This window comes from Mesobacillus campisalis (assembly GCF_000986785.1).
Classification (GTDB): domain Bacteria; phylum Bacillota; class Bacilli; order Bacillales; family Cytobacillaceae; genus Mesobacillus_B; species Mesobacillus_B campisalis.
Map to the genome: position 1 here is coordinate 1 of NZ_LAYY01000044.1, position 11,839 is coordinate 11,839.

The following is an 11,839-nucleotide window of genomic DNA, read 5'->3' on the forward strand; positions in this document are numbered from 1 at the left end:
TTAAGCCAGATTTCGGCTCGTATATTAAAATAAACCTCATGTTCCTTGTCTCCTTTTCCCCTGACAATTGCGGAACGGTTGGACCAATTTATGCAATAACGTTCAAGCGAAACAATTTCCCCGATCCTGCATCCTGTCGAGAACATAAATTCAAACAAGGCCTTTTCCATCGGACTAACACATGCTTCACGCAGAAGTTCGATTTCTCTTTCAGTTAAGAACTTCGGTATGCGTTTTCCGACCTTCGGTTCCTTTATCTTTGATGCAGGGTTATATTTTATATGACCTTCTTCGTGGCACCAACGGAATAAGGATTTCATAAACCGTATCCTATGTGCCATACTGGATGGCTTTAGGGCCGCCGCTGAATTATTAAGGTATTCCTTCAAATTTTCTGTGTTAAGGGTGGCTATTTCTGCATCCTTGAAATATAGCACAAGCAACTTTGCCTGAATGCCATAAGCTTTTATTGTATACGGTGAAAAGCCCTCAATTCGTTTGTCGGCTGCATATGTTTCCCACGCTTTTGATATTAACAACCCAATCCCCTCCATTTAAACTCTTCTTTTAAGAGGAATTATTGCCTGGATTATCGAAATATAGACTTATTAAGCTAAAGGGGCAGGATAGTTTAATAAAGAATATATTGGTGCTATAGTTGGAGAAGCTCCAGACACAAATAATAAAGAAAACTCGCCAATTACGGCGAGTTCTTGACTTTAAATTCAGAATATCACATCTAAACCGACTTAAAGTCAATTAAACTTGGGAAGCTAAATAGCCAAACAGTCCTTGAAGAGCTTCAAGCTGGGCTTTTGGGTCAATTGCACCATTTTCCTCAACTTCTTCTGCGTTTATACAGATTGGACCAACCGTGATTTCTATACCAAGAAGGTTAATCTCTATACCACAGGGGATAGCAACGCAAAGTAATGGATTAGCTCCTTCACAAGTGCATTGTGCTTGTTGTGTATCAGCCAATATGTTCACTCCTTTCTTTATTCAGATAATACATTATATTAATAACTAACGATGCCCGAAATGGACAGGGGTTGGTTTCCAAAACTTTATACTTAAATGTGCAATTGTTATTACCAGTGTTTAAAAAGGGCTGTTGAGTCAGCAAGATTATTAAATCCAGTAGTGAAAATCATTTCTGACCCTTTATTTCGAGAAACCGAGTTACCTTCTAATTCATCACAATTATTTAATGTAAAGTTAAAGCCAAGTATCTGGGCGATTGTATTAAGGATACTATGGTTCAGTGGCTATTCAAACGAGTGCGAATCTTTAAATCAGGCAAAAATCAGGGCAATTAAGGCATCACAACAGCTAATTGACTACGCTACCATGAATATAAATCGGTGGTGTTAGTTGGACACGGTTTTTTTAATATGTTAATTGCTAAAGAGTTACAGAAAAAGGGGTGGAAAGGTACAAGAAAAAGGGATGCAAAGCATTGGATATGCATTTTCCAACTTAGGAGTGCGTTGATCGAAGATTAACCGCCTTTTGTGGAATTCCTTATTAAACAAACGGGACAGTCTAATTGAAGAAAGACACCTAGGTTATAACGATGTAAAATTAAGTAAAAGTCATTGGGAGGAGCAAAACTTGAATATAGAAATATTAAGCTGCGCTGAAAGACAAATAAAAGCCATAGATGTTATGCAGCTATATAAGGATGTAGGTTGGTGGGAAGAAAGAATAGAACAAGATATTGAAGAGATATTAAACAACGAACAATCAGTGGGTGCGTGGAAAGACGATACTCTTATTGGTTTCGCCAGAGCTGTTTCAGACGGGAATTTTAGAGCGTACATTGAAGATGTTGTTATACATAGTTCATATCGAAAGGAAGGTATAGGAAAACTACTCGTATCAAAATTGTTAGATGAGCTTTCACATATCGATGTAATCAGTTTGTTTTGTGAGGGCCATTTAGTACCTTTCTATAAAAAAACAATTTTAAATATAGCAAATCACAATTTGTAATGCATAGAAAATAATATTTACGACATCCATATTACTTTATCAACTAAACAGGTGCGTTGATCCAGGAAGGATTAGCCCCTTTTTTGTTGAATCCTTTATTGAACAAACGGGGCAGATTAGTTGAATAAGTTAATCCAAAGGCAAGTATGTTTGAATGCTTAGGAACTTATAATGATTGATAATCGTATTTGTTAGAAAGGGGGTAATGAATTGAAAAAAGTTGGAATGATTTTATGTTTATTTATAGCCGTTATTGCAGTGTTTGCTTTTGTAAATAAATTTCATTATCCTTCTCTTCCGATAGATGATACGTCTGCAAAAGAAGCTATTGATATTCTGAAAGAATCGGAAAATAAAATAGCAGAAATTGCAGTAGAAGGCGATTCTATTTGGTATATCACACGTAGTGGGAATAAAGGTATCTCGGTTGCTGATGAAAATATAAAACAAATGATTGGTTCAAATGGATGGGAATTTAAAGAAAAAGATGGTGCTGGTCTCTTCTTTGAAAAAGACGGAAGGAGATTAATTGCCACCACTCAAATGTGGACCGAAAATTATGTTCTCGTTAAAATTCCAAGTAATTTTAAATAATATGGAGAGGTTTTTTATTTAGCTAACGAGTGCTTTGATCCAAAAAGGATTAAGGCACTTTTTGTTGAATTTCTTATTGAACAAACGGGGCATTTTAGTGGAGGAACATTTCTGTTCAACTCCTTTCAATGTTCGACCTTACACCAAGGGAAGTTCTATTTTGTAAAATTCACCATATCTTAACTAATATCAAAAGTTCCTCCAAGAGGAGTTATAAGCATGCTGCGGGTTAAATTTATGATTAAACAATTCCTCAAAGAGCCTTTATGGTTTAAAATCCTAATCTCTATAACTTTGCTTATTTCAATAATTTTTAGCAGTGCATTTTTTGCAAATAATGCTTATTATCAAAGTTTCTCCAAATTGGCCGCCGCTATCTTTTTTTGTGCATATGGAATTAAACTTAGGAGTAACCGTTTAACTTCTGTCATCTTATTATCTGCATCAGCTCTATGTATATTTCTATCCATTCTCGCTATATCTTAGTGAAGGTTCTATTCTCTAGTTCAACTTACGAGTGCTTTGATCCTGGAAGGATTAAAGCTCTTTTTTGTTGAACCTATTGAAGTAAAGGGGCAGTTTTGTTGAATCAAGAATTCAATTTCTAAATCTGACAATAAAGAGAAATTCATTAGAGTGGGAGTGTTTACTTTGAGGATATTGGTTACTGGTTCAACAGGACAACTAGGGTCAACTTTAGTTAAGCAACTAAAAGGTTCTGATTATAAAGTTAAAATAACTTCTAGAAGAAAACCTGAAGGATTAGGACATTTCGAGTGGGTTTATAGCGATTTATCGTCTGGTGAAGGATTAGAAGTAGCAGTAAAAGATGTAGATGTAATTATACACGCAGCAACAAGTCCGATTAAAAATTCAAAAATGGTCGAGGTTTTAGCTTTTAAGGAGTTTTTAGGTAAAATGAAACACATAAAACATTTTATTTATCCGTCAATTGTTGGGATAGATGAAATACCATTTAAATATTATAAACACAAATATGAAGCAGAAGAGTTGTTAAATAATTGTTCTATCCATCACACAATTGTACGTGCCACTCAGTTCCACAATTTTGTCGAAAATTTATTTATATCAAAACCACTCTTTAAAAGATATATTGTCCCTGGAAACTTTAAATTTCAAAGTGTTGATGTTAGTGAATTTGCCAGTCATCTAATAGGTTTAGTGGAAAAAGATCCACAAGGAAGAGCGGATGATTTTGGTGGACCAGATATTATGACATTAAAAGAAATGGTTGAACTGAAAATCAAAAAAAATAAGGAATCTAATAAAGTTTTAAGCATTTCATTTCCAGGAAAACTGTACAAATCTATCTCCGAGGGGAAAAATACAAATTCTTTTCGAAAAAACGGGAAAATCAGCTTCGGAGAATATCTAAGTAATAAGATCGAATGAGGTATTCAGGCTACTGAGTGGGCCTTCTTTGTTTCCTAAAAAGATTGTGAAGATTTATACTTAAACTAACGGGTGCTTTAGTTTAATAAAAAGAGTTAACCGGGGCAAATTATTTATTTCTTTTTAACTAAGGGGGGAGTTTAAAAAAGGTGATAAGCCCCAAAAAATAAATAATATGGAGGAGATTACAATTCTATACTTCTCCTAGGGCCTATGGGTGAAAAATCCATTAAGCTCTTGATACAATAACATAAAATGGGGTATCTGATGAACCTAGAAAAATTATCTACTGAAGAATTCATGAGGGCCTACGACAGATTAAAAAGTAGCCTTCAAATTAAATTTACTGATCAAGATGCGGATTATAAAGAAAAGATAAAAGAGGAACTTTTAAAAAGGTTCAGAACTTAGGTAACAAAAATGATTAACTTCTCAAAGCCGCAGATGGAAGCACTCCAAATAGTCTGGAAATTGGAAATATCTTTGCATTATCTGGTGGTGAATTTTCTGAAAAAGAAAAAGCCTACATCGATGAATATTTACTGAAAATCCCGAGAACGAGAACACAGGAACCATTAAAAATTTATTTATTGCTATTGCAAGAAAAAGCTCTGGGTCTTATGCCCAAAGCTTTACTTTTGAATTTTGGTAATGATATTCTGCCCATATTTATTTGTGTAATAATAATAGGTGTAAGATTTTCCTGAGATTAAGTTCTTTTCATACCAATCATTAGATGATCTAAAAACCATATACTTACCTGATGATGTTTTCACTTCAAAAGAATTGCCGTCAGCCCACCCAATCAAAATCCCTTTTTCATAATGAGACTGTTCAATATTGGACCATGCAGCATCAACAGGATTTGCAGCTCCCACACCTGAAACCAGCATTCCAGCGATCCCAAAAGCAACGGCAAACTTTTTCAATTTCTCCATTCTAAATCACCCCAAAACATTATATTCAAAAAAAAGGAAAAAAGAAGGGGGGTCATCTCCCTATCTTCTTAAAATATAAATAGTTTGTGAAATTTTGCACTTAAAGTAACGGGTGCGTTTCTACAATATGTGGAGACGCATTTTTCTTATTAAAGTAACGGGACAGGTTAGAAAAGGGGTAGCGTCAATAAAATGCACATTTACGCCGATAAGTAATTCTGAATTTAGGAGCTGTTGTACTTGCAGTTCCTTCTGAGAAGTAAGATATTATTAATCGAATAAGTAGTATTATAAGCCATCTAACCTACATACAACAGTCTGGAACAATCCGATAAGAGTTGTTCCTTTTTCCATTTATACCTTAGATTATAGAAGGTCATAAAAATCCAATATTTTTTCAAACCAGATGAAGGTTAGCTACGTCTATTATATGTGAGAGGGTGATAACAAGATGAATGGACTAAAACAACTGGCGGTGACAGATGAAAGTATGGTGCTTGAGAGAGAGGAAATAATTGATCAATTAATGCAAGAATATAGCGATGATATCCTGCATCTCGTATATACATATGTTAAAAACCGAGCGACAGCAGAAGATTTAACGCAAGAGATCTTTATAAAGTGTTATGAAAGGTTACATCAGTTTAATCAGCAGGCGGCAATAAAAACATGGGTATATCGTATTGCTAGTAATCATTGTAAGGACTATTTAAGAAGCTGGCATTATCGCAAAATAACGCTTAGCGATAAAATTTTGGATTATATACCTTCGAAATCAAAACAGGTTGAAGAAGAGATTATCGCGAATAGTGAAGAAAACATCTTAACAAATGCTGTCTTGAATTTACCTCTAAAGTACAGAGAAGTAGTATTTCTACATTATTATGAAGAACTGTCCTTAGCAGAAATAAGTAAGATTACCACTGTTAATATAAATACAATAAAAACTAGATTAAAGCGTGCGAAAGACTTATTAAAAGACAAGATGATCGAGGAGGTTTAGAAGATGAGTGATCCATTTACGAACCTGAAGAGTTCGATGGAAAAATCAGTTTTTAAGGATTTTTCTTTTTCAAATGAACGAAAGAATGCCGTTAAAGAAGCCATTCGTATAAGTCAATCTCAACCACAATTTCATTCTTGGAAGATCGAAACCATTATAGCTATATTAGAATCGGTTCAGCATGAATCAAAGGACGGATACACTATTTCTACCCAACTTTTTCAAAAGAATGAACGTACTTTCCAAAAAAATGAAGGGCAGCTTTATACCCTTCTACATCTATTAGAAAATAAAGAAATACTTACTTCAAATTGGATAAACAAAAAGAAATATTACTCCTTAAATTCAAAAGGAAAAAAATACTTAGCTACCTATAAACAAGATACCTCAAAACAAGAGTTATCCCTTAACCACTTACTAGAGGAGGCGTCTTTATGAGTTCTCCCGAATTTGAAGAATTTTTAAGGAAAGTAACGTCCAAAGTGAAATTTAAGGAAGCCCACAACAAGATAAAAACAGAGCTTACACATCACCTGGAAGAGGTAAGCCAAGCTTACAAAAAGAGAGGATTTTCTAAAGAGGAGGCAGATGAAAAGGCCATTCAGGAAATGGGAAATCCATTTTCCATTGGAGAGAATTTAAATCCGCTTCACAAGCCAAAAATGGATTGGATTCTAATTGTTTTATTTGTTATGTTTGCTGGCATTAGTTTTCTGCCGCTAGTTGATGGAATTCCTGAAATCTCCTTATCAAGCACCTATTTTATGGGGCGACAGGCGATCTGGTACATCCTGGCCGTTCTTGTCATCATTGGATTCCTTTTCTTTGATTATAAAAAATTAAAGAACTGGTGGATGTACTTTTATGCTGGCGGCTTACTGATTCATTTATATCTCCATTTATTTGGACTTATGGTCAACGGAGCAAAAAAGTGGGTTTCCCTTCCAGGCCTAACGGTCGATGGAACTATGATGAGCTTATTTTTCTTTTTTCTTGCTTGGGCGGGTATTTTTAACAAGATGAATGAGTTTCAAAGTTGGAAAAAACAAGGTTTCCTTTTTGTCTTGTTTTGGACTCCCATTTTGCTGTACATGATGGTGCCAAACTTTATCATTAGTATTATTTACTTTTTGTGTATACTTGGGATGTTTGCTTTCGCTCGAATCCAGAAGAAATTAGCTATAAATCTGGCCCTAACAAATCTATTGGCTGGGATTACTTTCATGATTATGATCTACATGACCTCACGCCAAAGTTATTTATTTACTAGATTATCTGTTTTTATAAACCCTGATGCTAATCCAAATGGAGCGGGATATTTATATATGGCGGTTAGGAAAGTCCTTGCAGAAGCGGGATGGTTCGGTAACGGACTTCACAACGATTTGAACTTTCAAATGTTACCAGAAGCACATACAGATTTTGCTTTCCCTTTCCTCATCTATTCTCTTGGTTGGGCATTCGGATTCGTTCTTTGTTTGATCTTACTGATATTTATTTCAAGGATCTCAAAAAATGCGTTTAAAACAAAGGACCTCTATGGGAGATTGATCGTAATTGGTGGTGCTGTATTATTTGCGGTTCCTACTGCCTGGAACATCTTAATGGGCCTTGGAGTCGTGCCGATGATGGAAGTTTCCCTGCCGTTTATTAGTTATGGAGGCAGTGGGATTGTCTTTTACGCTGCTGTTTTAGGACTCATTTTAAATGTTTATCGAAGGAAAGATATTGTAGAACCCATGATAGCAGATATTTAAGTAACGATTATTAATTATAATTTATAAAGGAAAGTAGTAGTTTGAATTCCAAAAATAGATATTTAAATTTAAAGTAAAAATCTAAATGTTGATAAAAAGGGCGATAGCTATATAAAAGCTGTCGCCTTTCCCTTATTGAAGTAACTAGTGCTTTGATCCAAGAAGAAATAAGGCACTTTTTTATTGAATTGCTTATTACGCTAACGGGGCAGGTTAGCTTAACAAGATTAGCTACAAACTAAAGGACATGAGTACAGAAAGGATATTGGTTGAAATGACCATTTTAAATTATCTCGGCTGTAATTTTATTTTGCCTTATAGTGAAGGTGATAGTGATAATAAAATTTTGATTATGGAAAGTATTTCAGGCGATGAGGCACTGGCTAGTGTGAAAAAGCACTTTACGACTAAATATGTATATCAACTCTTTGCTCCTTGGGGCTCGGGTATTTGGTTTAATAAACATTATCGTAATGAGTACCCAAAAAGTAATACAGAATCACAAGAGAGTTTTCTTTCATTATGTCACCTGCTTGATGCTAACCTCCAAGCGGGGGATTATTGTGAGCTATACATTTGTTGGGCTGGTGAAGAAGGAGAAGATAGAAATATGGAATTAGACCAAATCATAAATCTTAATGCTTTTGATATCAATAAGATACAGATATACGAGAAAACACTTTTGGTAATACAAAAATAATTGTTCACTCAACGGGGCGATGATCCAGGCAGGATTAACCGCCTTTTGTTGAATGCCTTATTGAACACATGGGGCAGGATAGTTGAACAAGGGTCTCATAATTCGTCTTTGACACAAACTGTGAAACAAAGGTTTTAGTACAATTATTTTGAAAATAATTGACCAAAAAAAATGAACGGCAGTTTACTTACAAATTACCCGTTCATATCTATATTTTTATTAAGTCATAACTTAACGGTAAAACTTTTCATTAACTTCCCAGGATTCCACAATTTGTCGGGCAGTTTGAAAATTATAACCTTTGCCCATTAAAAAGCTAATGGCTGCTACCTCCAACATGGCATGCTGATACGAGGTTACCTTAGCCTCTTGAAGACCGTACTTTACAGCAGTTCCCACAGTCGTCATTGTATGATGTTTTAACTGTTGAGATTGAAAGTCACCAGATCCCAATTGATAATGAAAAGGATTTTGAATTTGATACCAATTACTATTCATAATTCCAACACCCCTTAATAAAGAACTAATGTAAACTATGTTCAGATTGTTAAGGAGTTTCGCCTATTTTATATTTAAGGAGCGGATGCCGATTAATGCATAGGTCTAAATAAATGTGTAGTAAACGTGGAGAGATTGTTTTACTAATGGGTTCGAAGTTGAGCTCCCAAACAAGGTAGCATTTTTCTTATTTGACAAATTGGGATAATTGGTCAGAGATGTTTGTATAATTCATCTTAGGAACCAATTCTGCATTAAGAACATGACAAAAAGCTACCCACCTCCCGGGACGGATAGCTTTTTGTACTCATAAGGGGAAACTGGTGCCTGTGAGCACCCTTAGAATTATAAACAGGTTTTAAAAGTTCTATAACCAAAGAAAAAATCTATCCTGATTCGGGTAAGGATAGATTTTTTCTGCTTATTTAAGTTTTTGCTGATGCTTCGCAGCGTCATTTTTAATATGATCAAGAAAAGAGTGAATTATGCGATACTTACTCACATACTTGGCTTGAGGCAGTTAGAGATTGAAAAAACTGTCCCTCGCTCACTAAAAGGGACAGCCATACAGAGGAACAAACACCCTAATGCGGATTGAATGGTAGTATGCGCCAAAATAAATGTATACATTTGAAGACAAAAGAGCAGCTCTCGGGTGTTACATTTATTTTCTTTATAATGTGTCCCAAAATGTGTATTTTAGTTTCTAATTCAACCATAGGGTGGGATGTGTTGATCAGGAAGAGAATTAACGCCTTTTATGTTTAAAGCCTTATTGAATAAACGGGGCAGGTTGGTTTAATAATCACCACTTATTTCTTTAGCTTAAAAATGTTAGGTTAAATTAAAATAAAGTAAGATGGGGGGATTTTATGAAAAAACATTTCTTTCTTTTGGCAATCTTAATATTAGTCTTAACGGCTTGTGGAACGGAAATTGAGAATGTTGAAGAAGTAAGTGTAAATTATTGGGAAAACGGTGTGGGAAACCAACAAGATGAAGTGATTTCCAATAAAAATATTGTAAATACATTTGTGAATGCTGTTAATGATGCAAAGAAATTGGATGAAGACAATATAATTAAAACTAAACCATTATTATCATTTAATTTGGTGTCGAAAGATGAGGAACAGGGCTATCACTTATGGATTACATCAAGTGGAATTGGCTATATACAAAATCTATACCCTTCTGAAGGTCAAACTTTTGAATTATCTAAAACCTCAGTTGAAAATTTGACTAAATTTGTTGATTCTAGAGATAATGTAGATGTTATTAATGACGTAGAGTTTGAAGAGTAAGCCGCCTTAACATTTAATGCATCGTCTTTTTTGCTTGTTCGTCACAAAAAGGTTGTGAAAAATTAAACATAAACACGGGTGCTTTGATCTATGAAGGATTAGGCACCGTTGAATTCCTTATTGAACAAACGGGGCAGTATTGTTTAATAAGCAAGTTGTAAACGGGTAGTAGGAGGCAAATACTGTGAAGTAACACAAACTTTGTGGAGTGAATTTATTTTTCAAATATCCCTATAAAATTTTTTCTGTAACAGAACAACATAAAACCATGCAAGATGACAAGTAAAATAGCTAACATGAGTAAAGAATGGTCGAGGAATATATGAAGTAAAAGAATGTTGACGATAATTGGCGACAAAATTGAAAGGGCTAGCGGGACAAACCGATTAATTAATAGTAATAAACCACAAATAACCTCTAATGATTTTTCAAAGATAAGTAGATATTGAAACTCAAATAATGCCATTGCTTCAGGACTTGTTGCAATAAAGGGTTCTAAATTTAAAATTACAAAATAACCATTTATACCTGCAATTAGGAATATTAAACCTAAAGAAATCCTAGAGAAAGCAAGGAAGTATTTGATCATTTTTAACACGACCTCCAAAGTATACTTGAAAGGATTATAACATTTAAGAAAGTGGAAGTATATGGATTTTTTTGTTGCGCAGTTCGGACTTACTATCCTGTTGAAGAAAAAAGGGAGCTAGCCATAAAATTGTTTATCGTCCTTCTTTAACTATAGGGTGCAAGAATACAAAAGCAACGCCGACAAGCGTTGCTTCTTTTCTTCAGAAATATTTTTGGTAAAATTCCTGCCTCAGCCTTCCGCTCAGGTGAGCATAAATCCGTGTGGTTTCCCTCTTCTCGTGGCCCAAAAGACTTTGTATGACTTCAACAGGGGCTCCGTTATTCAACAAATGGGTTGCATAGCTGTGCCTGAGCTGATGAGGATAAATTTCCTTATTTATGACCGCACGAGCTGAGATTCGTTTTATGACATATCTCATTTGGGCAATACTCATGCGATGTGGCAGCCGCTCTGTCACAAATATGGCAGGATCCGTATCCTGGCGACCTTCAATGTACCGCTTAAGCCAGATTTCGGCTCGTATATTAAAATAAACCTCATGTTCCTTGTCTCCTTTTCCCCTGACAATTGCGGAACGGTTGGACCAATTTATGCAATAACGTTCAAGCGAAACAATTTCCCCGATCCTGCATCCTGTCGAGAACATAAATTCAAACAAGGCCTTTTCCATCGGACTAACACATGCTTCACGCAGAAGTTCGATTTCTCTTTCAGTTAAGAACTTCGGTATGCGTTTTCCGACCTTCGGTTCCTTTATCTTTGATGCAGGGTTATATTTTATATGACCTTCTTCGTGGCACCAACGGAATAAGGATTTCATAAACCGTATCCTATGTGCCATACTGGATGGCTTTAGGGCCGCCGCTGAATTATTAAGGTATTCCTTCAAATTTTCTGTGTTAAGGGTGGCTATTTCTGCATCCTTGAAATATAGCACAAGCAACTTTGCCTGAATGCCATAAGCTTTTATTGTATACGGTGAAAAGCCCTCAATTCGTTTGTCGGCTGCATATGTTTCCCACGCTTTTGATATTAACAACCCAATCCC

14 protein-coding genes and 1 pseudogene are annotated in these 11,839 nt (G+C 35.2%); 9 read left to right on the top strand and 6 right to left on the bottom strand.

Going from position 1 to position 11,839, the window contains the following annotated elements:
* A partial coding sequence (locus tag WQ57_RS21345) for a tyrosine-type recombinase/integrase (protein ID WP_046525724.1) occupies positions 1-539 on the bottom strand: 539 nt, incomplete at its 3' end.
* 220 nt (positions 540-759) lie between these two features.
* Complete coding sequence (locus WQ57_RS21350; protein ID WP_046525770.1) at positions 760-981, bottom strand: hypothetical protein; 222 nt, start codon at positions 979-981, stop codon at positions 760-762.
* A gap of 687 nt (positions 982-1,668) precedes the next feature.
* Between WQ57_RS21350 and WQ57_RS21355 the strand changes: the two are divergent.
* From WQ57_RS21355 to WQ57_RS26790, 4 genes and pseudogenes are all read left to right on the top strand, one after another.
* A pseudogene (locus WQ57_RS21355) lies at positions 1,669-2,009 on the top strand (GNAT family N-acetyltransferase).
* A gap of 196 nt (positions 2,010-2,205) precedes the next feature.
* Entirely contained in the window at positions 2,206-2,589 is a 384-nt protein-coding gene (locus tag WQ57_RS21360) for a hypothetical protein (protein ID WP_046525771.1), read from the top strand.
* A 642-nt stretch (positions 2,590-3,231) separates the two neighbouring features.
* Complete coding sequence (locus WQ57_RS21370; RefSeq protein ID WP_241481609.1) at positions 3,232-4,002, top strand: SDR family oxidoreductase; 771 nt, start codon at positions 3,232-3,234, stop codon at positions 4,000-4,002.
* A 267-nt stretch (positions 4,003-4,269) separates the two neighbouring features.
* Positions 4,270-4,413, top strand: a complete 144-nt coding sequence (locus WQ57_RS26790; protein ID WP_156183198.1) for a hypothetical protein — start codon at positions 4,270-4,272, stop codon at positions 4,411-4,413.
* 221 nt (positions 4,414-4,634) lie between these two features.
* Here WQ57_RS26790 and WQ57_RS21375 read toward each other — a convergent pair whose 3' ends face one another.
* Positions 4,635-4,940 carry a hypothetical protein gene (locus tag WQ57_RS21375; protein ID WP_046525774.1) on the bottom strand — a complete coding sequence of 102 codons (306 nt, stop codon included), beginning with the start codon at positions 4,938-4,940 and terminating at the stop codon, positions 4,635-4,637.
* Between the two features lie 451 nt (positions 4,941-5,391).
* Here WQ57_RS21375 and WQ57_RS21380 point away from each other — a divergent pair, with 451 nt between their 5' ends.
* From WQ57_RS21380 to WQ57_RS21395, 4 genes are all read left to right on the top strand, one after another.
* The gene (locus WQ57_RS21380; protein ID WP_046525775.1) at positions 5,392-5,943 is read left to right on the top strand and encodes a sigma-70 family RNA polymerase sigma factor; all 552 of its coding nucleotides are present in this window, start codon (positions 5,392-5,394) and stop codon (positions 5,941-5,943) included.
* 3 nt (positions 5,944-5,946) lie between these two features.
* On the top strand, positions 5,947-6,381 hold the full coding sequence (locus tag WQ57_RS21385; protein ID WP_046525776.1) for a PadR family transcriptional regulator: 435 nt from the start codon (positions 5,947-5,949) through the stop codon (positions 6,379-6,381).
* Positions 6,378-7,700 carry an FtsW/RodA/SpoVE family cell cycle protein gene (locus WQ57_RS21390; RefSeq protein ID WP_046525777.1) on the top strand — a complete coding sequence of 441 codons (1,323 nt, stop codon included), beginning with the start codon at positions 6,378-6,380 and terminating at the stop codon, positions 7,698-7,700. Before WQ57_RS21385 ends, WQ57_RS21390 begins: the two co-directional genes overlap by 4 nt.
* A gap of 274 nt (positions 7,701-7,974) precedes the next feature.
* On the top strand, positions 7,975-8,400 hold the full coding sequence (locus tag WQ57_RS21395) for a hypothetical protein (RefSeq protein WP_046525778.1): 426 nt from the start codon (positions 7,975-7,977) through the stop codon (positions 8,398-8,400).
* A 231-nt stretch (positions 8,401-8,631) separates the two neighbouring features.
* On the opposite strand, the gene WQ57_RS21400 is transcribed toward WQ57_RS21395, so the two are convergent.
* Entirely contained in the window at positions 8,632-8,898 is a 267-nt protein-coding gene (locus WQ57_RS21400; protein ID WP_084820349.1) for a hypothetical protein, read from the bottom strand.
* A gap of 872 nt (positions 8,899-9,770) precedes the next feature.
* Here WQ57_RS21400 and WQ57_RS21405 point away from each other — a divergent pair.
* Complete coding sequence (locus tag WQ57_RS21405) at positions 9,771-10,199, top strand: YhfM domain-containing protein (protein WP_046525779.1); 429 nt, start codon at positions 9,771-9,773, stop codon at positions 10,197-10,199.
* 214 nt (positions 10,200-10,413) lie between these two features.
* Here the strand turns inward: WQ57_RS21405 and WQ57_RS21410 are convergent, their stop codons facing one another.
* Positions 10,414-10,788 (bottom strand): hypothetical protein, encoded by a 375-nt coding sequence (locus tag WQ57_RS21410; RefSeq protein WP_046525780.1) that lies wholly within the window; start codon positions 10,786-10,788, stop codon positions 10,414-10,416.
* A 202-nt stretch (positions 10,789-10,990) separates the two neighbouring features.
* Positions 10,991-11,830 carry a tyrosine-type recombinase/integrase gene (locus tag WQ57_RS21415; RefSeq protein WP_046525781.1) on the bottom strand — a complete coding sequence of 280 codons (840 nt, stop codon included), beginning with the start codon at positions 11,828-11,830 and terminating at the stop codon, positions 10,991-10,993.
* Positions 11,831-11,839 lie beyond the last annotated feature (9 nt).

Coding starts and splice junctions, on each gene's coding strand:
- WQ57_RS26790 (WP_156183198.1), top strand. CDS start 4,270: ATGAACCTAGAAAAATTATCTACTGAAGAATTCATGAGGGCCTACGAC.
- WQ57_RS21375 (WP_046525774.1), bottom strand. CDS start 4,940: ATGGAGAAATTGAAAAAGTTTGCCGTTGCTTTTGGGATCGCTGGAATG.
- WQ57_RS21380 (WP_046525775.1), top strand. CDS start 5,392: ATGAATGGACTAAAACAACTGGCGGTGACAGATGAAAGTATGGTGCTT.
- WQ57_RS21385 (WP_046525776.1), top strand. CDS start 5,947: ATGAGTGATCCATTTACGAACCTGAAGAGTTCGATGGAAAAATCAGTT.
- WQ57_RS21390 (WP_046525777.1), top strand. CDS start 6,378: ATGAGTTCTCCCGAATTTGAAGAATTTTTAAGGAAAGTAACGTCCAAA.
- WQ57_RS21395 (WP_046525778.1), top strand. CDS start 7,975: ATGACCATTTTAAATTATCTCGGCTGTAATTTTATTTTGCCTTATAGT.
- WQ57_RS21400 (WP_084820349.1), bottom strand. CDS start 8,898: ATGAATAGTAATTGGTATCAAATTCAAAATCCTTTTCATTATCAATTG.
- WQ57_RS21405 (WP_046525779.1), top strand. CDS start 9,771: ATGAAAAAACATTTCTTTCTTTTGGCAATCTTAATATTAGTCTTAACG.
- WQ57_RS21410 (WP_046525780.1), bottom strand. CDS start 10,788: ATGATCAAATACTTCCTTGCTTTCTCTAGGATTTCTTTAGGTTTAATA.